The following is a 21,107-nucleotide window of genomic DNA, read 5'->3' as shown; positions in this document are numbered from 1 at the left end:
CCGGACACCTAGGAATACGTTATGAAAGCTCTCGTCTGCGAGCAGCCCGGAACATTGCGCATCGAAGACCGTGACTTGCCCCAAAACCCCGGAGCAGGCTGGGTGCCCATCGATATCGGCCATGTCGGCATCTGCGGCACCGATTACCACATCTTCGAAGGCAAACATCCCTACCTTCAATATCCTCGGGTCATGGGCCATGAGCTGTCAGGGCGCGTGGCCGAAACCGGCGATTCCTTCGTCAAAGGCGACCTGGTTATCGTCAATCCCTACATCGCCTGCGGAACATGCCGGGCCTGCCGCAAGGGCAAGCCCAACTGCTGCTACAATATCGGTGTCCTGGGAGTGCATCGCGACGGTGGAATGTGCGAACGCATCTATGTCCCGGCCGAAAATCTCTACCCCGCCGAAGGGCTCGAGCCGTTCGAGGCGGCGATGGTCGAGTTTCTCGCCATAGGCGCGCATGCCGTCCGGCGCTCCGAGCTTGCAGCCAATGACAGGGTGCTGGTCGTTGGTGTTGGTCCCATCGGGCTGGGCGTTGCGCTTTTTGCGCGCTTGCGTGGTGCCGAGGTGCACTTGCTCGACGCCAGCCCCAGGCGGCTGGAAATGATCGCCAACAAGTTCGGCTTTGAAAGCACCATTGATATCGAAGGCGGTGCCGACGCGATCATGGCGCCCACGGACGGAGAAGGCTACGACGCCGTGTTCGACGCTACCGGCAATGCAGGCGCCATAGGAGCTGGTTTTGCCTATGTCGCCCATGGCGGCACTTACGTTCTCGTCAGCGTCGTAACCGACACCATCTCCTTTGCCGATCCCGAATTCCACAAACGTGAGATGAAGCTGGTCGGCAGCCGCAATGCGACGCGCGAGGATTTTGAAACAGTGGTCGCGGCCATCAAGAAGGGCGATATCGATACCCGCGCCATCCGCACCCACAGCGCGCGGCTCGAAACCTTGCCCGATCAGTTCAACGACCTGCTTAAAAACCGCGATACGGTAATCAAGGCCATCGTGGAGGTTCTATGACGGGCGAAATCGTCCAGTTCGGGACCAGCCGTTTCCTTCAGGCCCACGCCGACCTGATGCTGTCCCAGGCGCGTGACGCAGGCCAGAGTGTCGGCCCCATCACGGTGGTCGAAACGACGGGCTCCCCCGCCAGCCGCGCGCGCGTGGCCGCTTTTGCGCAAGCAAAGTCGTTTCCGGTCCACATCCGCGGCCTGCACAACGGGCAGATGCGCGATGAGCGCCATGAAGTGAGCGGGATTGCTGGTGGATTGTCGGCGCGCGAAAACGCCGAGGCGCTGCGCGATGCTGTCATCAAGGCGCGCTATGTGTTGAGCAATACCGGTGATAGCGGCTACGCCGTGCCCGAACGCCCCATGCCGACGCTCGACGATTGGACCGGTTTTCCCGAACTGCTGACGGCGCTGCTGCGGGAGCGCTTCGAAGCGACCGGCGCTGCCTTGACGCTCTTGCCGTGTGAACTCATCTCGCGCAACGGCGACACCTTGCGTGCCATCGTTATCGAACTGGCGCGAGAAGGGCAGGGGAGCGAAGCCTTCGTGCGCTGGATCGAAGAGAGATGCATTTTCGTCAATGCTCTTGTCGATCGTATCGTATCCGAGCCGCTGGACCCCATTGGCGCCGTTGCCGAGCCCTATGCGCTCTGGGCGCTTGAGGCCCAGCCCGGATTCGAGCCGCCATGCACCCATGAGCAAATGGTGGTAGTGCCCGATCTCGGACCCGTCGAGCGCAAGAAGCTTTTTATTCTCAATCTCAGCCACACCTTGCTGGCACAACACTGGCTCGACAATGGCGCTCCGGACGGCCTTACGGTCCGCGAGGCGATGGCCGATCAGGAAACGCGAACGTGGCTGGACACCATAGTCACCGCCGATATTCTCCCCACCTTTCCGAGCGGTGACGACGCACCCGGCTATTGGGCCCAGTGCCGGGACCGGTTCGATAATCCCTTTCTCAATCACCGACTAGCCGATATTGCCAGCAACCACGGCGCAAAGATCGAGCGGCGGGCGAAGGGCTTCCTCGACTGGGTCGGAGTAAGTAATGGCCGCGCTAGCTGCCCCCACCTGCGGGCGGCGTTTGGCTCGGCCATAAATGCCGGAATGGAGTAGCGCTATGCGGATTGATGCCCATCAGCACTTCTGGACCTATTCGAAGGATGCTGCCGATTACGGCTGGATGGGCCAGGAGATGGATGTCCTGCATCGCGATTTCGGGCCCGCAGAACTCGCGCCACTGCTCGCCGAGATCGGCTTTTCAGGCTCGGTGGCTGTTCAGGCTCGTGAAAGCGAGGCCGAAAACGACGCTCTTTTGGCTCACGCGGATCGGAGCGATCTCGTCAAGGCCGTGGTCGGGTGGCTCGATCTTTGCGATCCGGCCGTCGAAACACGCATCGCGCACTATGCCGGCCGGGACGTTTTCAAGGGCGTGCGCATGCTCATCCACGATCACACCGACCCCGATTTCGCCAATTCCGATCCTCATCGGCGCGGCGTCGCGCTCCTCGAGAAATACGGGCTGAGCTATGACCTTTTGCTCAAGCCGCCGCATCTGCCTTCGGCGACGGCACTGGTCGATGCGTTGCCCGAAACGCGCTTTGTCATCGATCACATCGCCAAGCCGCGGCTTGCTGACGGCTGGGACGAGGAATGGGCCCAAGGCATGGCGGCCATCGCCCAGCGCCAGAACGTCTGGTGCAAACTCTCGGGCATGGTCACCGAGGCCGATTGGACGCATTGGCGGGATGCTCCCTATACCCGCTATCTCGATTTCGTTCTTGAACACTTTGGCGCCAGGCGCCTGATGATCGGCTCGGACTGGCCGGTAGCGCTCTGCGCTACCGACTATACCGCCGCCATGGGTATCGTCATCGAATGGGCCAATACGCTTTCGCCCCAGGAAGCAGACTTCATACTCGGGCGCACCTGCCAGAGTTTCTATAGGATCGATCATCCATGAATAAGCCAATCGATATCCCGCGCTTCGGATTCGGTGGTGCCGGTCTGGGCAATCTTTCGCGGGAGGTCAGCGACGACGAAGCTCATCGGACGCTCCAGGCGGCATGGGACGGCGGCCTGCGCTATTTCGATACCTCCCCGCTCTATGGCTTTGGCCTGAGCGAATTGCGCGTCGGCAGTTTTCTGCGTCGCCAACCGCGTGCCGAGTACGTGCTTTCCACGAAAGTGGGACGGTACATGGTCCCGCCGCGCGGACGTTCCTATGACCGCGGCATGTGGACGGCCCCTCTCGATCTGATGCCGGTTCACGATTATTCCTACGATGCGACCATGCGCTCGCTCGAACAGTCCCACGCCCGGCTCGGTCTGGCCGACATCGATATCGTCTATATCCACGACGTCGACCGCCGCAATCTCGGAGCCGATTTCGACCGCCATTACCGCGCCGCGATCGAGGGTGCTTATCGTGCGCTCGACGAGCTTCGCAGCCAGGGTTTCGTCAAGGCGATCGGCATCGGGATCAATGAATCCGATGTGGCCGCGGACTTCATGGCCGAAACCGATCTCGATCTGGTCATGCTGGCTGGCCGCTACACGCTGATCGAACAGCCCGCGCTGGCGGATTGCCTGCCGATGGCAGAGAAAAAGGGCGTCGGGATCGTTAATGTCGGGGTTTTCAATTCCGGCGTTCTTGCCAAGGGCGTATCGAGCGCTACCTATGATTATGGCGCCGTACCGCAAGCGGTGATCGAAAAGGTCAGGTCGGTCGAACGGGTCTGCGGCTCATTCGGCATCACCATGCCGGCCGCCGCAGCTCAGTTTTCACTCGGCCATCCGGCCATCGCTTCGGTGGTGTTTGGCATGACTCGTCCGCAGAATGTCGAGCAGACGCTGGCCTATCTCAAAGAACCCATTCCCGCAGCGTTCTGGCAGGCCCTGGCCGATGAAGGTATCATCGGCGCGGATGTTCCCGTGCCCGCGGCATCCGCAACCGATCGCGATCGATAATGAACAGCTCCAACACATTTCCCGCCCTTGTCCTCAACCCCACCGACAACGTCGCGGTGCTGCTCGAGAACGTGCCGGCCAGGGCCGAGGTGCAACCGGGCCTCTTTTCCACCCAGCGAATCTCGCGCGGGCACAAGATCGCAATTGCGCCAATGGCCGAGGGCGAACCGGTTCGCAAATTCGGCCAGATCATCGGCTTTGCAAGCAAGCCGATTTCGGGCGGCGAATGGGTGCACGAGCACAATTGTGGAATGGGAGCGGAAGGGGGAGCGTTCGCCCGCGACTACCAATTCGGCGCCGGTGTCGAGCCGGTCGAATTCGTGCCCGAACCCGAGCGCGCGACCTTCCAGGGTTTCCGTCGCTCGAACGGCAAGGTCGGCACCCGCAACTATATCGGCATCCTCACCTCGGTGAACTGCTCGGCGACCGTCGCCCGCTACATAGCCGAAGCGGTGGAGCGTTCGGGCATGCTCGACGACTATCCCACCATCGACGGCATCGTCTCCTTCGTGCACTCCACAGGCTGCGGCATGTCGGGCAAGGGCGAGGGTTTCGATATTCTTTCGCGCACCCAATGGGGTTATGCAGCCAATCCCAACCTCGGCGCTGCCCTGATGGTTGGCCTGGGTTGCGAAGTCTTCCAGATCGGGCGCATGAAGCAGAAGTACGGCATCGCCGAGGACGAGACCTTCCAGACGCTGACGATCCAGGGGGAGGGGGGTACCCGCAAGGCGATAGAGCAGGGGGTCGAGCGCGTGCGCGCCATGCTCCCGATTGCCGCCCGCGCAGAGCGCGAAACGATCCCGGCCTCCGAATTGATCCTGGCCCTCCAATGCGGCGGGTCGGATGGCTATTCGGGCATCACAGCCAACCCGGCCCTCGGCGTGGCCGTCGATATGCTGGTGCGGCAGGGCGGAACGGCCATACTTTCGGAAACCTCGGAAATCTATGGCGCCGAGCATCTGCTCACCCGCCGCGCCGCCGATCGTGCAATAGGCGAAAAGCTCATCGAGCGCATCCATTGGTGGGAAGACTACTGCGATCGCAATGGCGGCGAGATGAACAACAATCCCTCGCCGGGCAACAAGGCGGGTGGACTGACCACGATCCTTGAGAAATCCCTGGGTGCTGCGGCCAAGGGGGGCACCACCCCGCTCATGGCGGTTTATGAATATGCCGAACCGGTAACCGAGCGCGGCTTTGTCTTCATGGATACGCCAGGCTTCGACCCGGTATCAGCCACCGGCCAGGTCGCCGGCGGCGCAAATGTCTTGTGTTTCACCACCGGCCGGGGCTCGGCGTTCGGCTGCAAGCCCGTCCCATCAATCAAGCTGGCGACCAACTCCGATCTCTACGCCCGGATGACCGAGGATATGGACATCAATTGCGGGGACATTCTCGAAGGCGTGACGCTCGAACAAAAGGGCGCCGAGATTTTCCAGCACATTCTCGATGTCGCGTCGGGCAGGACCACAAAATCTGAAGATCTGGGTTACGGCGACAACGAGTTTGCCCCCTGGCAAGTTGGCGCGGTTATGTAGCCGGCAGCCTATGTCGGAAAAAACAGGACTGTGCGCCACGCGCCGAACATGCCAAACAGGGGCATGAGCGATGCCAGTACATATCGGGGGACCGGGGAGATGGACGCCTCAATCCAGAGATTGTCCGAACTCATTAAACATCATGCGCGTGAGCGGCGGATACTGGTAGCCCTTGCCGGTCCGCCGGGGGCCGGCAAGTCGACATTGGCCGATTCGCTGAAAAAGGCATTGAGCGCCGAGAATATACAGACCCAGGTCGTTCCGATGGACGGTTTCCATCTCGACGATGCAATACTTGTCGAGCGTGGCTTGCGGCCCCGCAAGGGCGCTCCGAAAACCTATGATGTCGCGGGCTTGAAGGTTCTGCTCGAACGGCTCCGCTCTGAAACCGCCTCGGATGTGTTCTATCCGGTTTTCGACCGCGCGACGGAGAGTTCGCGTGCGGCCGCCGATAAGGTTGGCCCTGAGCATCGCGTGGTAATCGTTGAAGGCAATTACCTGCTGCTGGACGAGCCGGTCTGGCGCGACATCGCCGCTCTGTTCGACCACACGATAATGGTGACGGCGCCTTTGGCGGAACTCCAGCGCCGGCTGGTCCAGAGGTGGCTCAACCACGACTATAGTGCCGATGAGGCCCAGGAAAAGGTCGCCGGCAACGATCTTCTCAATGCCGAGCTTGTGGTCACCCGCAGCCTGGCGGCCGATTTGACCATCGAAGACTAGCGCAAACGCTTTAGGCGTCTTTGAACAGAACTTCGCGATCGAGCGTGAAGTTGGAGATCAGGGGCAGGCACGCCCCACCCATCGCGCGCGCATCGGCGCCGAACTGGCCCTGAACGATGGCGGGTGCGGTGAGGCCCTGCCGGTCGAATTTTTCGAGATCTTCCATGACTCGCGCAACGACGACCTCCCGCATCTCGGGGGGGAAGCCGCCGTCGATGACAATGGCCTCGAAATCGATTATGGCGGTCGCCGAAAGGATGATCACCGCGAGGCTTTCGCACAGAACCTCGAGCCAATCGTCCAGGATCGGGCCTATCGTTTTCCAGTCGCCGTCCTCACGCCAGAGCATTTCGGGATCCAGTCCCGCCTCGCGCATTTTTTCCGCCAAAGCATAAAGGGACGTGCGCCTAAGTACCTGCTCATATCCCTGGCCATCTTCTCGCCGGACGGGAAGCGGGGCGATGGCACCGGCATAACCGCTACGTCCGGGGAAAAGCGATCCGTTGAGCACCACGCCACCGCCGATGAACGACCCGATAAAGATGTAAAGGAAATCGAGATGCTGGCGGGGATTGCCAAGCAACAGCTCGGCTGCGCAGGCGGCGGTGGCATCATTGTAAAAATAGACGGGCCAGGGGCTGATATTTTCAACCTCGGCGCGAATATCCAAAGTCTCCCATGCGGCCAGCACCTCCTTGGGTGCGCCGACCTGATGTTCCCAGTTCCAGAGTTCAAACGGGGAGGCAATACCGATCCCGACAATTCGCTGGCGCTGCTCGGGCGTGAGCTCGCGCGAAAGCTTGCCGATGCCGTCCTCGAGAAAAGTGAACAATTGCGCGGGATCGGGATAAGGGTAGGGGTGGTGAAGCTTGCCGCGCACGGTGCCCAGCAAATCCATGACGAGCAGATCCACACTGCGGCGGCCGATCTTGAGGCCAAAGGCGAGAGCGCCGTCGGGCGCCAGGGAATAGGGCACTGAGGGTTGCCCGACCCGGCCGCGCAATGGCGCCTGCCGTACGAGCAGTCCATCGCGTTCAAGGCCATTGGTGATTGTTGAAATGGTTTGCGGGGACAGGCCCGTCTGCCTTGCTATGGCTGCTTTGGACAGCGACACGTTGCGCCGGATGAGCGACAGTACAAGTCGCTCATTATATAGGCGCAGGCCAGCCTGATTGGTGCCGCGGCTGAGGTCGGTGAATTCGCCTGCGGTCCGGCCAGTTCGGTCCGGCCGTGTTTCGGCGTCGCTCATTGTCTCGCTCCCTTGCCGGATTTGATCCGGCCCGGCGCTCCTATCCCAGGTTGCGCCGTTCATCAACTGAACGAATTTCCGGTCTGTCGTCAATAAATAAATCCATTGGATTAATTTATTGACAGCCGCCGAGCTTGGTGTTTGATTTGGGGCAGGGCCTATCGGGAGAGAGCGGCCCGAACATCTGGAGAGGGGCGCCATCGGAGCGCCTTGGGAGGAATTGATATGAAGACCAAACTTATGGCGTCCGCTTGCGGCGCGGCACTTGTCGGCATGCTTTCTGTGGAAGGCGTTCAGGCCCAGGAAAACGTTCTTGCCTGCCTGATTACCAAGACCGATACGAACCCGTTCTTCGTAAAGATGAAAGAAGGCGCCGAAGCCAAGGCCCAGGAACTTGGCGTTGAGCTTCGCTCCTATGCCGGGCGCATTGATGGAGACCACGAAAGCCAGGTGCAAGCCATAGAATCGTGCATCGCCGACAATGCCGATGGTATCCTGATCACCGCATCGGACACGTCCAGCATCGTTTCCTCGGTTCAGCAGGCGCGGGACGCCGGAATTCTGGTCATCGCCCTCGATACGCCGCTCGATCCCGTCGATGCAGCCGACGCCACCTTCGCGACCGATAACTTCCGGGCGGGCGAGTTGATCGGCCAGTGGGCCCTGGCAACTCTGGGTGAAGAGGCGGGAGATGCCCGTATAGCCTTCCTCAATCTCACGCCAGCGCAGCCGACCGTCGACGTCTTGCGCAATCAGGGCTTCATGAGCGGGTTCGGGATCGACCTTGCCGACCCCAACGTCATCGGCGATGAATCCGATCCGCGCATCGTTGGTCACGACATCACCAACGGCAATGAGGAAGGCGGACGCACGGCGATGGAGAACCTGCTTCAGCAGGATCCTACCATCAACGTTGTTCACACCATCAACGAGCCGGCGGCCGCTGGTGCCTATGAAGCCCTCAGGGCGCTCGGCCGGGAAAACGACGTGCTTGTCGTTTCGGTCGATGGCGGGTGCCCGGGTGTCCAGAACGTCATCGACGGCGTTATCGGAGCGACATCGCAGCAATATCCTCTGCAAATGGCCGCGCTTGGCATCGAAGCCATTGCCGAATACGCGGAAAATGGCACACTTCCCGAACCGACCCCCGGCAAGGATTTCTTCGACACCGGCGTGCAGCTGGTCACCGATGCGCCTGTCTCCGGCGTTCCCTCCATCGGGACGGAAGAGGGCTTGGAGTTTTGCTGGGGCTAAAGCGCCTTTAGCAAAATGGGCCGGGAACGTGGGTTCCCGGCCCAACCTTAGGTTCTGGTCGAGGATCCTGTGATGAGCAAGACCGACAATACATCTACCAGCTATGAAAGCGGCCTTCAGGGCAGTAGTGCCGAGGTCGCGACGTTTTCTAATGAGCACCGGTCGTTTCTGAAGTCTGTGCAGCACGCGCTTCACGTCAATCCGGCGCTCATTCCGCTTTTTATTCTGGTGCTGTCGGTAGCGGGATTTGGAATAATCCTGGGCGACCGCTTTTTCTCGCCCTTCTCGCTGACGCTTATCCTGCAGCAGGTTGCGATTGTGGGTGTGGTGGCGACGGCGCAGACATTGGTCATCCTGACCAAGGGCATCGACCTCTCGGTCGGGGCGATCATGGTGCTCAGCTCGGTCGTGATGGGCCAGTTTACCTTCCGCTACGGCTTTCCCGTCGAACTGGCCATTTTGTGCGGATTTGCCGTCGGTGCGTTGTGCGGTCTCATGAATGGCATCCTCGTGGCCCTGGTCAAATTGCCACCCTTTATCGTCACTCTGGGGATGTGGCAGATCGTTCTTGCGTCGAACTTCCTGTATTCGCGCAATGAGACCATTCGTTCCCAGGACATCGAGGCAGCCGCGCCACTGCTGCAATTTTTCGGCCAAAGCCTCCGGTTTGGCGGAGCGGTCCTCACCTTTGGCGTTATCGCCATGGTGGTTCTCGTTTTTGTGCTCAACTACGTGCTCAACAATACGGCCTGGGGCCGGCACGTTTATGCCGTAGGCGATGACGCCGATGCAGCGCAGCTTGCTGGCGTGCGCGTCAAGAAAACCCTGATTTCGGTTTACGTGCTCAGCGGCCTGATCTGCGCGCTGGCCGGCTGGGTCCTGATCGGGCGGATCGGTTCGGTATCACCGACGGCCGGACAGTTCACAAACATTGAATCGATCACCGCTGTTGTGATCGGCGGCATTTCGCTTTTTGGCGGGCGGGGCTCTATTCTGGGCACGCTGTTTGGCGCGCTGATCGTTGGTGTATTTGGTCTGGGGCTGAGACTTATGGGGACAGATCCCCAATGGACCTACCTGTTGATCGGTGTCCTCATCATCGCAGCTGTAGCGCTTGACCAGTGGATCAGGAGGATTTCCACATGAGTGGTGACATCATTCTCGAGGCCAAGGGGTTGGTCAAACGGTTTGGCCGCGTGGTGGCTTTGGACCACGCCGATTTCGAACTGAGGGCCGGGGAAATCCTTGCGGTCATCGGGGACAATGGTGCGGGCAAATCGACCCTCATCAAGTCGCTCTCCGGCGCGATGATCCCCGACGAAGGCGAAATCCTGCTCGAAGGCGAGCGGATCCACTTTTCATCCCCCATGGCGGCGCGCGCGGCCGGTATCGAAACCGTCTATCAGAACCTCGCGTTGTCGCCGGCGCTTTCCATCGCCGACAACATGTTCATGGGCCGTGAAGTGCGCAAGCCCGGCTTCATGGGCCGGGTGTTCCGATCGCTCGACAAAAAGGCGATGGATGCCCGGGCGCGCGACAAGCTGAGCGAGCTCGGCCTCATGACGATCCAGAACATCCGCCAGCCGGTCGAAACGCTATCGGGTGGCCAGCGGCAGGGCGTTGCCGTGGCGCGGGCCGCGGCATTCGGGTCGCGCGTCGTCATACTCGATGAGCCAACCGCCGCGCTGGGCGTCAAGGAGTCGCGCAAGGTGCTCGATCTGATCCTCGGGCTGCGCGAACGCGGTCTTCCGGTGGTTCTGATTAGCCACAACATGCCGCACGTCTTCGAGGTTGCCGACCGCATCCATATCCACCGGCTCGGCAGACGGGCGGCGCTCATCAACCCCTCAGACTATTCGATGTCGGATGCCGTGGCCATCATGACGGGAGCCATGGACGCCGCAGCTTGAATGTAGGGTTGCATCGCCCCTTGGCGCGATGCAACCCTGCACCATCAGCAAGCGAGGATGCCATGTGCCGCAACATCAAACCGCTGTTCAACTTCGAGCCGCCCGCCAGCAAAAACGAGATGCACGACGCGGCGCTTCAGTTTGTGCGCAAGATTTCGGGAACCACCCGGCCTTCTCAAGCCAACCAGGCCGCGTTTCATGAGGCGGTGGAGGAGATCGAGCGATCTGTCCGAAAGCTCCTGCATGCTCTGGAAACCAAGGCTCCGCCCAAGGACCGGGAGGTCGTGGCGGCCAGGGCCCGCGAGCGCGCCAAGCAACGCTATCAGGGTGCCTCCTGAAGGCTGACGACATATTCCCGCTCTACCCATCGGGTCACCGATGGCTTACGCGGCTTCAGTTGAATGCTGACCCGACGAGACGGCGCCGTTCAAGTCTGAGAACTGCATCTTGTTAAAGGCCCTGTAGGCCAGGATCTGCTGGACCAGACGCTGCGAATCTCCTGTAACCTTTGCCATGATGATACCCCCATCGATGATGCACGAAAGCATCTCCGCCATGACACCGATGGCGACGGGTTCGCGCGGCTGGTAAATGGCGGCAATTGCCTCGAGATGACCGCGGATACGCTCATTGACGCTTTCGATTGCTTCGCGGTTGAGTGCCACGACCCGGCGGTCAAACAGACGCTCCTGATAGCAGATCGAGGCGATCATGCAGCCGGGATGACCGCCCGGAAGATCAGACATCACCTCAGCCAGCAGCTTGAGACCGATCAGGAACGATTGCAGCGGATCTTCGGATAGTTAGGCAGCGCGACCGAAAACCTCATCGAGGATGCGCTGGTCTTCGGCCACATAGCGACGCAGCAAGTGGTGGGCGAGTTCGTTCTTGTCCCTGAAATGATAAAAGAACCCACTCTTGGTAATGCCGGCTTCGGCAATCACTTCCTCGATTGACGTCGCGCCGAACCCCTTGGCCAGCACCGATGCCTCCGCCACTTCCAGAATGCGTTCGCGTGTTGCCTCACCCTTGCGCATGGTCGGCCTCCCGAAAACTGTACTTGCGGTACGGAAACGTGAAGACAATATTATAGGCGAATTCGCTCGCACTTCACCAGACAATAAGTAACCCCTTGGAGTTGTGGGGAAATATCGCGCCTGTCGTGCGCAGTACCACGCGTTTTCTAGGTCGTGTTGACAAAGTGGATTCCCAAATCAGGTGAAGTCTGATTCAACACTCCTCTTTATGGGGAGCGATGATGGCACGCGGCGATCTGACCGATGAAGAGTGGGCAGTAATCGAAGGGTTCTTGCCCACAGAGCGCGGACGGAAATCCCGCCCTGCTCATGATAATCGGCGTTTTCTCAACGGCATGCTGCATGTGCTGCGGGTTGGCTGCCCCTGGCGCGACATGCATGAGCGCTACGGCAAGTGGAACTCTGTCTATGTCCGGTTCCGGCGCTGGGCCGAACAGGGCGTCTGGGATGCCATCCTTGAAACGCTGGTCCAGATGGGGCTGACCGATGACTGGCAGCATATGATCGACAGCACCACAGTTCGGGGCCATGTATCGGCAGCCGGCGCAAAAGGGGGACTCACAAGGAGGCTTTTGGTCGATCACGCGGCGGCTTTACGTGCAAAATCCACGCCCGCTGTGACAATCAGGGACGCCCTCTTGGCTTTGTCCTGACAGGCGGGCAAGCCTCGGACTATGGCGCGGTCGGCGAACTCATGGCCCTGCCGGTCAACAAGCCAAAGGCACTTCTGGCCGATAAGGGCTACGACGGCGATGCTGTTCGAGAAGCCCTGCTGCTACAGGGCATCTTGCCAGTCATCCCGCCAAAGGCCAATCGCAAGGTTCATATTCCCTGCGACTTCTCCCGTTACAGAGACCGCAACCGCATCGAGCGCATGTTCGGGTATCTCAAGCACATGCGTCGCATCGGCACCCGGTATGAGAAAACGGCTCTGTCATTCGCAAGCTTCCTCAACCTTGCAGCCATCCGCAGGTGGCTAAAAGACTTTGTCAACAGGACCTAGTTTTTCCGCATGCGATCTGGGACAAGCCACCCTCAGAGGGACGGTGTTGCCGCCCATTGTTGATCGAGGAGAAATTACCATGTCGAAATACCGCCAAGCATTGCCACAAGCCGATGGCCGGCTCTTCCTGAGTGACGGTGGAATGGAAACCGCGCTGATATTCCTGCAGGGGGTCGACTTGCCCCAGTTTGCCTCGTTTGTTCTGCTCGAAAGTGAGAGCGGGCGCGCCGAGCTGGTCAAATACTACGAGAAGTTCCTGCCAATCGCGCGCAGCAAGAATGTCGGGTTCGTGCTCGACACCGCCACATGGCGGGCGAGCCTCGACTGGGGAGAAGTACTTGGGTTCGATGCCGACCGGCTGACTGCGGTCAACGTTGCTGCGATCGACCTCGTCGCCGGACTGCGCGACCGGTGGGAGACGCCCGAGACGCCGATCGTGCTCAATGGTGCCATCGGCCCGCGCGGCGACGGCTACAAAGCCGGTCGCATGGATGTTGCCGAGGCACAGGACTTCCAGGTCGAAATATTCGCCGGCACACAAGCCGATATGATCTCGGCCATCACCATGAACACGGTGAATGAGGCAGTTGGCATCGCCTTGGCCGCCAGGGCGGCAGACATGCCGTGTGTGGTGTCCTTTACCGTCGAGACCGACGGCAAGCTTGTCGACGGCACCTCGCTTCGCGCGGCCATTGAAGCGACAGAGGAGGCAACTGGCGCCTCACCGGCCTACTACATGGTCAATTGCGCCCACCCGACCCATTTCGAACAAGCCCTCGCCCGAGACGAGGATTGGGTCAAACGCATACGCGGGGTCCGCGCCAACGCGTCCGCAAAGAGCCACGCCGAACTCGATGATTCCGATACGCTCGATATCGGCGATATCGCGGGGCTCAGCGGGCACTACAAGTCGCTGACGCGCAATTTCCCGTCGATGCGCGTTCTTGGAGGATGTTGCGGAACCGATCACCGGCATCTTGCTGCGATCAGCGAAGCCGTCGTGCCGATCTGAGGTGCCGATTGCCCTGGGGCCCGTCCGAGACGGGCCTCAGCATTGTGTACCCTGCCGATCCCGTATGGAACGACGATAGTCCGATGGGCTCATGCCTGCGAGTTTGCGGAAGCTCGTATTGAAGGCCGAGAGCGATCCGAAGCCTGAATCCATGGCGACCTGGAGCACGTTGACATCGCCGCGCAACAACAGGGCCTGCGCATAGGAGAGACGCAAAAGGCTCACATACTCATTGAGTGTCATGCCGGTCGATTTCTTGAAAACGCTCATGGCATATTTGGGGTGGATATCGACCGAGGACGCAATTGCGCTCGAGTCGATATCGTGCCGGAAATTCTCGGCAATATAAAAGCAGATCTCACCGATATTCTGGAAACTCTGCCGGTCGGGCGCCTCGGACGGCGCCGTATCGGTCGTTGCCGCATCGAGCAGCTTATAGCTATCAAACTGAATGCGCTCGATCCTCAGCAGCAATTCGTCGATGGCGTGGTTGACCTTCACCGGGTCGTCCGAGCGCAGATAATCGGACCAGCGCGCAAAGGACCGGTCGTCGCCCTCGTCATGCTCGGCGGCAAGCAAGGTCGCCCCGCGCATCAGCCTTTGCTGGATATCGGCCGGCAGCCGGAGCCTGAAAAAGTGCACCAGCGGCAAATGGATGGCGATGAACATCGCGTCCTCGCTCGTATCGAACACCTGATGGGGCAGGCCGCCCCAGAACAGGCACAGATCGCCGGCTTCGAGGTGCACGCTATGGCCTTGCATCTGGTAATCGACCGATCCGGCAAAGACGTAATTAATTTCGACCTGAGCATGCCAATGGGCAGTGGGCATGATGCCGGGCTGCTCATGGCTGATCACAAGCTGGTTGGGCACGCTCTCGACGGTGCTCTTGAGCGGGTTCCAGTAGCGTTTTTGACCGATCTTACTTTCCAACGACTCCCTCTTCCCTTTTCGTGAGACGCCGGCTCTGAACACGATAGTGTAAAACCAGCCCGTGCATCGGGCAACACAAATGGGAGGAATATCAATGCGTCTTACCACAGGATGCGCAACCCTTGCGCTTGTCCTCGGCATGACCGGCGGCGCCCTGGCTCAATCGGGCGAAATTACCGTCTGGAGCTGGGATGTTGCGGCCGCGTCGCTGCAATCGACAATCGAGGGTTTCAATGCCCAATATCCTGATGTGACGGTCACTGTCGAAGACCTTGGCAACCAACAGGTGTTCGACCGCACGCTGGCCGGCTGCGCCGCCGGCGGATCGGGCTTGCCCGACGTCATTTCCATCGAGAACGGCGAAGCGGAAATCTTCTGGAACCAGTTCCCCGATTGCTTCGCCAATTTGCGCGACCTGGGCTACACCGAGGAAGTGGCCGCCGGTTTCCCGGACTTCAAACGCACTGAGCTTGAAGTCGGCGACGTCGCTTACGCCATGCCTTGGGATTCCGGTCCCGTGGCGATGTTCTATCGCCGCGATTTTTATGAGAACGCCGGCGTTGATCCTGCCTCGATCACCACATGGGCTGATTTCATCGAAGCCGGACAGGCCGTTGCCGAAGCCAACCCGGGCGTGGTCATGGGCCAGGCCGATTTCAACGGCGATACCGAATGGTTCCGCATGCTCGCCAATGAGCAAGGCTGCGGCTTCTTTACCGGCGAAGGCGATGCCATCGCGGTCAACCAGCCCGGCTGCGTCGCCGCCCTCGAAGCTGTAAAAGACATGGCTGACGCCGGCATCCTCGTCGCTGGCAACTGGGACGAACGCATTCAGGCCATCCGCGCCGAAACCGTCGCCAGCCAGCTCTTCGGTGGTTGGTATGAAGGCACCATCCGCTCCAACGCGCCCGAACAGGAAGGCCTCTGGGGCGTTTACGAAATGCCATCGGTGACCGAAGACGGGCCGCGTGCCGCCAATCTTGGCGGTTCGGCTCTCGCGATCACCAACGCCTCGGACAACAAGGAAGCCGCCTGGGCATATGTCAACTACACCCTCGGCACAAACGAGGGCCAGGTGACCATGCTGCGCGAATACGGCCTCGTGCCCTCGCTGCTTTCAGCACTCGACGATCCCTATGTCGAGGAGGGCCAGCCCTTCTGGGGTGATCAGGCCATCTGGGTCGATATTCTCGGAACGCTCGATCGCGTCGTTCCCAGCCGTGGCACACCCTTCTTCGGCGATGCACAGGGCGTCGTCCAGGCGGTCCAGACCCAATACCTCAACGGCGGTTACGAAAACGCTCAGGCCGCGCTCGATGATGCGGCCAGCCAGATCGCGCTGGTCACCGGCCTTCCGATCGCGGAATAATCTCCCCAAGGGACAAATCGGCGCGTGGACCTTTTGGCCCGCGCGCCAATCAAGGAGGAGGAGCAAGGCCATGCGCGCAACGACGCGAACGGCGTACGGATTTCTGACGCCCTATCTGTTGATCTTTGCCGCCTTCTGGGTCTGGCCGATCATCTATTCGTTCTACCTCTCCTTCATGTCCACACGCGTTCAGCCCTGGACCTTCAACCCCACCTTCAACTGGGGACGGTTGATCATCGACCCCGCTTTCGCCAACGCGCTCAAGAACACTCTGCTTATCCTCGTCATCCAGGTTCCAGTGATGATTGCGCTGGCGACGCTGCTTTCTGTGCTGCTCAATTCCCAACTGCTCAAGGCGCGCGGCATAATGCGGTTTGCCTTTTTCGCGCCAGTTGTGGTTGGCGAGGTTGCCTACGCCGCCGTCTTCCGCCTGATGTTCCAGGCCGATTTCGGCGTCATCAACAAATTGCTCGGCCTTGTCGGCATCGCCCCGATCTCGTGGAGCTCGAACCCCACTGCCGCCATGGCGCTCATCATCATGGCCGTCACCTGGCGCTGGGTCGGCTACAACGCCATCATCATCCTCTCGGGCCTGCAATCGATCCCCGAGGACGTCTATGAGGCTGCAACGCTCGACAAGGTCTCAAAGACAAAACAGTTCTTCTTCATCACCCTGCCGTTGCTGCGCCCCATCATTCTGGTTTGCGTGGTCCTTTCGGTCATCGGCACCATGCAACTGTTCGCCGAACCCTTCCTCATCACCAATCGCGGCGGCCCCGGCGGAGCCACCGAAACGCTCGGCCTGTTCCTCTATCGGCAGGGCTTTACGGTTCTCAATTTCGGCTACGCCTCGGCAATAGCCTACACCATCGCGGCCATCGCCATTGTTATCTCGGCGCTCAATTTCTGGCTGGGGAGGGACCCCAAATGAGATCGAAATCGCAAACCACGTTGCTGCGAACCGTGGGGCTTCACGCCGTTCTGGTTCCCCTGGCTCTCGTCTGGCTGTTTCCCATCTGGATGATGGTTGTGTTTTCGACCCAACCGGAAAACGCGATCTTTTCGGCCAATCTCGTCATGCTGCCGTCAGATCAGTTCGCCGAGAACTTCTCCCGCCTTCAAGCCGATACCGGCTTCCTGCGCACGGTCTTCGTCTCGGTTGTGGTGGCGCTGGTCTATACGGTCCTGTCGGTCATGTTGACCTCCATGGCAGGCTGGGCGCTGGCGCGCTACAATTTTGCCGGCAAGGGGCTGGTTCTGGCCATTATTCTCGGCACGTTGACCCTGCCATATTTCGTCGTCGTCATCCCCCAGTTCATCATGGTGGCCCGCGATTTCGGTCTGGCCAACACCTGGTTCGCGCTGATCGTGCCGCCGCTGTTCAATTCGCTTGGCGTTCTCTTCATGCGCCAATCGTTTTCCATGATGCCGGCCGAGCTTTTCGATGCCGCCCGCGTGGAAGGCGTCAAGGAATGGCAGATCTTCCTGCGCGTGGCCCTGCCGATGGCCCGCCCGACCATTGCTGCGCTGTGCATCATCCTGTTCCTTGCGAGTTGGAACAACTACCTCTGGCCGCTGCTCATCAACAACCGCCCCGACATGATGACCGCGCCGGTGGCATTGGGATCGCTGATCGGGCTCACCCGCGTCTCCTGGGGCGGCATCATGACCGGCGCCGTTGTTTTGACCATCCCCATGCTCGTCGTCTTCGTCGTGCTTCAACGCCATTTCGTCGCCGGCATTGCCGCCGGCGCAATTAAGTAGGAAAAGCCATGGCTGGTGTGACACTCAATTCCGTCAAGAAGCGCTTCGGCGCCGTCGAAGTCATCCATGGCGTCGACCTCACCGTCGACGATGGCGAGTTCGTCGTCTTCGTCGGTCCTTCGGGCTGTGGGAAGTCAACGCTTTTGCGCATGATCGCCGGGCTTGAGGATATATCCGACGGGGAAATTGCCATCGGCGGGACCACCGTCAACGACGTCGAGCCCGCCGATCGGGGCATCGCCATGGTGTTCCAGTCCTATGCGCTTTATCCTCACATGACCGTCGAACAGAACCTCTCCTTCGGCCTGCGCATGAATGGCCGCCCCAGGGATGACATCGCCCGCCGCGTCTCCAACGCTGCCTCTATTCTCCAGATCGAACCGCTCCTTGCCCGGCGCCCCAGGCAACTCTCGGGCGGCCAGCGCCAGCGCGTTGCGATCGGACGGGCCATTGTGCGTGAACCCGATGTCTTCTTGTTTGACGAACCGCTCTCCAATCTCGACGCCGAACTGCGCGTCCAGATGCGGGTGGAGATCGCCCGTCTGCACAAGGAGTTGGGCACGACGATGATCTACGTCACCCACGACCAGACAGAGGCCATGACCCTGGCCGACAAGATCGTTGTCCTGCGCGATGGCCGTGTCGAACAGGTCGGAGCGCCGCTCGATCTCTATGACGATCCGGCCAACCGCTTCGTAGCGGGATTTGTCGGATCCCCGCGCATGAATTTCATGGCCGCCAAAGTGGTCGAAACCACCGCGGGCAGCGTAACCATCGAAACCGTAAAGCACGGCTCGCCTAGGCTCACCTTGCCGGTCAATCAGGCGCTCGCGAGTGGTGATGCTGTCACCCTCGGTATCCGCCCCGAGCATTTCGGTGGTAGCGACGGGGAGGGCACCCCATTGACTGTCAAGGTCGATGTCGCCGAACATCTGGGCGCAACCAGTTTCGTTTACGCCAATATGCAGACCGGTGAGCAGCTGATCATCGAGCGCGAACAATCGCGATCTGAAATGGGCCGCACCGAGTTGACCGTCACCATCCCTCCCGCCAGGGCCTATCTTTTCGATAGCCGGGGCGATCGCATCCGCTAACAACCAATACCTCTCATCTTAGAAAGAGACACTTCCTATGTCGCAACAGCAAAAAGTCCGCTGGGGCATCCTCGGACCGGGGTCGATCGCCCGTGCCTTTGCCGCTGGCCTCGCCCACGCCCAGTCCGGTGAACTGGTGGCCCTCGGCGCGCGCAATCCCGATAAGCCCGGCTACGCCGAGCACTTCCCGGGCGCGCGCGTGTTGAATGGCTACGACGCCCTGCTCGCCGACCCTGATGTCGATGCCGTCTATATCGCCACCCCGCATCCCCAGCACGCCCAATGGGCCATCAAGGCCGCCGAAGCGGGCAAGCACGTGCTGTGCGAAAAGCCCATGGGGCTGACCGCGTTCGAAGCCGATGCCATGTTCCACGCGGCGCGCAAGGCAAAGACCTTCATGGGCGAGGCCTTCATGTACCGCGTACACCCCATGACGCAAAAACTGATTGATCTCATCGCAGCCGGCGAGATCGGCGAGGTCCGCGCCATCAAGTCGAGCTTCGGCTTTGCCATGCCGCGCTTTGATCCCGAACATCGCCTCTACGCCAATAAGCTCGCCGGCGGCGGCATCCTCGATGTCGGCTGTTATCCGGTTTCCATGGCCCGCCTGATCGCCGGCGCGGCAAACGGAAAACCGTTTCTCGAACCCGAAACCGTCTCCGGTGTCGCCCATCTGGGCCAATCCGGCGTCGATGAATGGGCCGCCGCGGTGCTTAAATTCCCTGGTGGCATTCTCGCCGAAGTTTCCTGTTCGGTCTCGCTCGCGCAGGACAATGTCTTGCGCATCCTGGGTACCGAGGGCCGCATCGAGGTACGCGATTTCTGGTTCGCCACCGGCCATAAAGGTGGAACCGCGATCATCGACATCATTCGCCCCGACGGCAAGCACGAGCCCGTCGAAATCGCCGAGGCCGGTTGGCTCTATTCTTTCGAAGCCGAAGCGGCCAGCCTGGCCATCCTTGCCGGAAAGACCCAGTTCGATGCTCCCGGCATGAGTTGGGACGACACCCTGGGCAATCTGCGCGCACTCGACAAATGGCGCCAGACCGCAGGGTTGGAATTCGAGATCGAAAAACCGACACTGCGCACCAGAACGCTCAAGGGAGAAATCCTTGAAAAGCGCAGCGACCGCATCGGCCGCGTCTCCATTCCTGGTCTCGACAAGCCCGTCTCCCAACTTGCCCTTGGATTCGAGGATTTCCGGTCATTTTCAAGCGTTGCGATCCTGCTCGATGCCTTTTACGAAAAGGGCGGTAACGCCTTTGACACGGCGTTCATCTACGGCAACGGCATCACCGAAACCCTATTCGGCGACTGGCAAGCATCGCGCGGAGTGCGTGACGATGTGGTGGTGATCGGCAAGGGCGCCCACTCGCCTTTGACCTATCCCGACGTGATCGCCAAGCAACTCGACGTCAGCCTCAATAAGCTCAAAACCGACCACGTTGACGTCTATTTCATGCACCGCGACAATACCGACGTGCCTGTCGATGAATTCGTCGATGCCATGGACGCCGAGGTTCGGCGGGGCCGCATTCGGGGCCCGTTCGGCGGTTCCAACTGGACCCGTGAGCGCTTCGACGAGGCCGTCGCCTACGCCAATCGTACCGGCAAGACAGCGCCGAGCGCGCTATCGAACAATTTCTCACTGGCGGAAATGCAAAAGCCCCTTTGGCCCGGCTGCGTCGCTTCGTCGGATGATGACTGGCGCACATGGCTTTCAGACCGTCAGGTCACGAACTTTGCCTGGTCGAGCCAGGGAAGGGGCTTTTTCACCGACCGGGCCGGGCGCGATAAGACCGAAAATGCCGAGCTTGTCGAAACCTGGTACACCGAGGCCAATTTCGCCCGTCGCGATCGCGCCGTAGAACTGGCGCACAAGCTGGGCAAGAAGCCCATCCATGTTGCCCTCGCCTATTGCCTCTATCAACCATTCCCGCTGATCCCGCTCATCGGCCCGCGCACCCTGGCCGAACTCGACGATAGCCTCGAGGCACTGGACATCACCTTGACGCCGGACGATATCGTCTGGCTGCGCGACGGACGCCGTTGATTTGCGGCGAACCCGGGCATGGCGGCTGGTTCTATCGCGCCGCCATGCTGGAGCCCTGCAGGGCGGCCGTACAATGAGCGTCGCCCGAAGTCCATTATCGGGGTTCGATATCTTTGTTAAACCAACGGCGCATTTACCGGTGTATGAGAGCCTTTGGTATTGATTTGAAATCT

Annotated in this window: 18 protein-coding genes and 2 pseudogenes; 17 read left to right on the top strand and 3 right to left on the bottom strand. The window is 60.4% G+C overall.

Annotated elements, in window-relative coordinates; genetic code table 11:
* Window positions 1–21 precede the first annotated feature (21 nt).
* The 6 genes from OF122_RS13600 to OF122_RS13575 all read left to right on the top strand — a co-directional run bounded on the left by OF122_RS13600 (window position 22) and on the right by OF122_RS13575 (window position 6,256).
* Window positions 22–1,029, top strand: a complete 1,008-nt coding sequence (locus OF122_RS13600) for a zinc-binding alcohol dehydrogenase family protein (protein WP_264224749.1) — start codon at window positions 22–24, stop codon at window positions 1,027–1,029.
* Window positions 1,026–2,138 carry a mannitol dehydrogenase family protein gene (locus OF122_RS13595; RefSeq protein WP_264224748.1) on the top strand — a complete coding sequence of 371 codons (1,113 nt, stop codon included), beginning with the start codon at window positions 1,026–1,028 and terminating at the stop codon, window positions 2,136–2,138. The genes OF122_RS13600 and OF122_RS13595 overlap by 4 nt, the downstream gene beginning before the upstream one ends.
* A gap of 4 nt (window positions 2,139–2,142) precedes the next feature.
* The gene (locus tag OF122_RS13590; RefSeq protein WP_264224747.1) at window positions 2,143–2,985 is read left to right on the top strand and encodes an amidohydrolase family protein; all 843 of its coding nucleotides are present in this window, start codon (window positions 2,143–2,145) and stop codon (window positions 2,983–2,985) included.
* Window positions 2,982–3,992 (top strand): aldo/keto reductase, encoded by a 1,011-nt coding sequence (locus OF122_RS13585; RefSeq protein ID WP_264224746.1) that lies wholly within the window; start codon window positions 2,982–2,984, stop codon window positions 3,990–3,992. Before OF122_RS13590 ends, OF122_RS13585 begins: the two co-directional genes overlap by 4 nt.
* The gene (locus OF122_RS13580) at window positions 3,992–5,533 is read left to right on the top strand and encodes a UxaA family hydrolase (protein ID WP_264224745.1); all 1,542 of its coding nucleotides are present in this window, start codon (window positions 3,992–3,994) and stop codon (window positions 5,531–5,533) included. Before OF122_RS13585 ends, OF122_RS13580 begins: the two co-directional genes overlap by 1 nt.
* Before the next feature lie 99 nt (window positions 5,534–5,632).
* A complete protein-coding gene (locus OF122_RS13575) occupies window positions 5,633–6,256 on the top strand; it encodes a nucleoside triphosphate hydrolase (protein WP_264224744.1) in 624 nt (207 codons plus the stop codon).
* 10 nt (window positions 6,257–6,266) lie between these two features.
* Here OF122_RS13575 and OF122_RS13570 read toward each other — a convergent pair whose 3' ends face one another.
* Window positions 6,267–7,505 carry an ROK family transcriptional regulator gene (locus OF122_RS13570; protein WP_264224743.1) on the bottom strand — a complete coding sequence of 413 codons (1,239 nt, stop codon included), beginning with the start codon at window positions 7,503–7,505 and terminating at the stop codon, window positions 6,267–6,269.
* A 225-nt stretch (window positions 7,506–7,730) separates the two neighbouring features.
* Between OF122_RS13570 and OF122_RS13565 the strand changes: the two genes are divergently transcribed.
* The 4 genes from OF122_RS13565 to OF122_RS13550 all read left to right on the top strand — a co-directional run bounded on the left by OF122_RS13565 (window position 7,731) and on the right by OF122_RS13550 (window position 11,007).
* The gene (locus OF122_RS13565; RefSeq protein WP_264224742.1) at window positions 7,731–8,759 is read left to right on the top strand and encodes a sugar ABC transporter substrate-binding protein; all 1,029 of its coding nucleotides are present in this window, start codon (window positions 7,731–7,733) and stop codon (window positions 8,757–8,759) included.
* A gap of 72 nt (window positions 8,760–8,831) precedes the next feature.
* The gene (locus tag OF122_RS13560) at window positions 8,832–9,905 is read left to right on the top strand and encodes an ABC transporter permease (protein ID WP_264224741.1); all 1,074 of its coding nucleotides are present in this window, start codon (window positions 8,832–8,834) and stop codon (window positions 9,903–9,905) included.
* Window positions 9,902–10,669 (top strand): ATP-binding cassette domain-containing protein, encoded by a 768-nt coding sequence (locus OF122_RS13555; RefSeq protein WP_264224740.1) that lies wholly within the window; start codon window positions 9,902–9,904, stop codon window positions 10,667–10,669. Before OF122_RS13560 ends, OF122_RS13555 begins: the two co-directional genes overlap by 4 nt.
* 62 nt (window positions 10,670–10,731) lie before the next feature.
* Window positions 10,732–11,007: a DUF2277 domain-containing protein gene (locus tag OF122_RS13550; RefSeq protein WP_264224739.1), complete on the top strand. Its 276-nt coding sequence runs from the start codon at window positions 10,732–10,734 to the stop codon at window positions 11,005–11,007.
* Between the two features lie 45 nt (window positions 11,008–11,052).
* On the opposite strand, the pseudogene OF122_RS13545 reads toward OF122_RS13550, so the two are convergent.
* Window positions 11,053–11,706 (bottom strand): annotated as a pseudogene (locus tag OF122_RS13545) (TetR/AcrR family transcriptional regulator).
* A 221-nt stretch (window positions 11,707–11,927) separates the two neighbouring features.
* Here OF122_RS13545 and OF122_RS13535 point away from each other — a divergent pair.
* Window positions 11,928–12,709: pseudogene (locus OF122_RS13535) on the top strand (IS5 family transposase).
* Between the two features lie 79 nt (window positions 12,710–12,788).
* Complete coding sequence (locus tag OF122_RS13530; RefSeq protein ID WP_264224738.1) at window positions 12,789–13,721, top strand: homocysteine S-methyltransferase family protein; 933 nt, start codon at window positions 12,789–12,791, stop codon at window positions 13,719–13,721.
* Window positions 13,722–13,757: 36 nt separating this feature from the next.
* Here OF122_RS13530 and OF122_RS13525 read toward each other — a convergent pair whose 3' ends face one another.
* Window positions 13,758–14,654 carry a helix-turn-helix domain-containing protein gene (locus tag OF122_RS13525; RefSeq protein WP_264224737.1) on the bottom strand — a complete coding sequence of 299 codons (897 nt, stop codon included), beginning with the start codon at window positions 14,652–14,654 and terminating at the stop codon, window positions 13,758–13,760.
* Window positions 14,655–14,748: 94 nt separating this feature from the next.
* Here OF122_RS13525 and OF122_RS13520 point away from each other — a divergent pair, with 94 nt between their 5' ends.
* The 5 genes from OF122_RS13520 to OF122_RS13500 all read left to right on the top strand — a co-directional run bounded on the left by OF122_RS13520 (window position 14,749) and on the right by OF122_RS13500 (window position 20,934).
* Window positions 14,749–16,023, top strand: a complete 1,275-nt coding sequence (locus OF122_RS13520) for an ABC transporter substrate-binding protein (RefSeq protein ID WP_264224736.1) — start codon at window positions 14,749–14,751, stop codon at window positions 16,021–16,023.
* A 70-nt stretch (window positions 16,024–16,093) separates the two neighbouring features.
* A complete protein-coding gene (locus OF122_RS13515) occupies window positions 16,094–16,954 on the top strand; it encodes a carbohydrate ABC transporter permease (protein ID WP_264224735.1) in 861 nt (286 codons plus the stop codon).
* Window positions 16,951–17,787 (top strand): carbohydrate ABC transporter permease, encoded by an 837-nt coding sequence (locus OF122_RS13510; RefSeq protein WP_264224734.1) that lies wholly within the window; start codon window positions 16,951–16,953, stop codon window positions 17,785–17,787. Before OF122_RS13515 ends, OF122_RS13510 begins: the two co-directional genes overlap by 4 nt.
* An 8-nt stretch (window positions 17,788–17,795) precedes the next feature.
* A complete protein-coding gene (locus OF122_RS13505) occupies window positions 17,796–18,881 on the top strand; it encodes an ABC transporter ATP-binding protein (protein ID WP_264224733.1) in 1,086 nt (361 codons plus the stop codon).
* A gap of 37 nt (window positions 18,882–18,918) precedes the next feature.
* Window positions 18,919–20,934: an aldo/keto reductase gene (locus OF122_RS13500; protein ID WP_264224732.1), complete on the top strand. Its 2,016-nt coding sequence runs from the start codon at window positions 18,919–18,921 to the stop codon at window positions 20,932–20,934.
* Window positions 20,935–21,107 lie beyond the last annotated feature (173 nt).

Origin of the sequence: Pelagibacterium flavum (genome assembly GCF_025854335.1) — a bacterium.
Classification (GTDB): domain Bacteria; phylum Pseudomonadota; class Alphaproteobacteria; order Rhizobiales; family Devosiaceae; genus Pelagibacterium; species Pelagibacterium flavum.
This window is presented reverse-complemented; position numbering and strand designations above follow the sequence as displayed.

Bases quoted from the DNA above. Each gene is read 5' to 3' on its own strand.
- OF122_RS13520 (WP_264224736.1), top strand. From the start codon at position 14,749: ATGCGTCTTACCACAGGATGCGCAACCCTTGCGCTTGTCCTCGGCATG.
- OF122_RS13565 (WP_264224742.1), top strand. From the start codon at position 7,731: ATGAAGACCAAACTTATGGCGTCCGCTTGCGGCGCGGCACTTGTCGGC.
- OF122_RS13600 (WP_264224749.1), top strand. From the start codon at position 22: ATGAAAGCTCTCGTCTGCGAGCAGCCCGGAACATTGCGCATCGAAGAC.
- OF122_RS13550 (WP_264224739.1), top strand. From the start codon at position 10,732: ATGTGCCGCAACATCAAACCGCTGTTCAACTTCGAGCCGCCCGCCAGC.
- OF122_RS13555 (WP_264224740.1), top strand. From the start codon at position 9,902: ATGAGTGGTGACATCATTCTCGAGGCCAAGGGGTTGGTCAAACGGTTT.
- OF122_RS13590 (WP_264224747.1), top strand. From the start codon at position 2,143: ATGCGGATTGATGCCCATCAGCACTTCTGGACCTATTCGAAGGATGCT.
- OF122_RS13500 (WP_264224732.1), top strand. From the start codon at position 18,919: ATGTCGCAACAGCAAAAAGTCCGCTGGGGCATCCTCGGACCGGGGTCG.
- OF122_RS13575 (WP_264224744.1), top strand. From the start codon at position 5,633: ATGGACGCCTCAATCCAGAGATTGTCCGAACTCATTAAACATCATGCG.
- OF122_RS13585 (WP_264224746.1), top strand. From the start codon at position 2,982: ATGAATAAGCCAATCGATATCCCGCGCTTCGGATTCGGTGGTGCCGGT.
- OF122_RS13580 (WP_264224745.1), top strand. From the start codon at position 3,992: ATGAACAGCTCCAACACATTTCCCGCCCTTGTCCTCAACCCCACCGAC.
- OF122_RS13505 (WP_264224733.1), top strand. From the start codon at position 17,796: ATGGCTGGTGTGACACTCAATTCCGTCAAGAAGCGCTTCGGCGCCGTC.
- OF122_RS13510 (WP_264224734.1), top strand. From the start codon at position 16,951: ATGAGATCGAAATCGCAAACCACGTTGCTGCGAACCGTGGGGCTTCAC.
- OF122_RS13570 (WP_264224743.1), bottom strand. From the start codon at position 7,505: ATGAGCGACGCCGAAACACGGCCGGACCGAACTGGCCGGACCGCAGGC.
- OF122_RS13595 (WP_264224748.1), top strand. From the start codon at position 1,026: ATGACGGGCGAAATCGTCCAGTTCGGGACCAGCCGTTTCCTTCAGGCC.
- OF122_RS13560 (WP_264224741.1), top strand. From the start codon at position 8,832: ATGAGCAAGACCGACAATACATCTACCAGCTATGAAAGCGGCCTTCAG.
- OF122_RS13530 (WP_264224738.1), top strand. From the start codon at position 12,789: ATGTCGAAATACCGCCAAGCATTGCCACAAGCCGATGGCCGGCTCTTC.
- OF122_RS13515 (WP_264224735.1), top strand. From the start codon at position 16,094: ATGCGCGCAACGACGCGAACGGCGTACGGATTTCTGACGCCCTATCTG.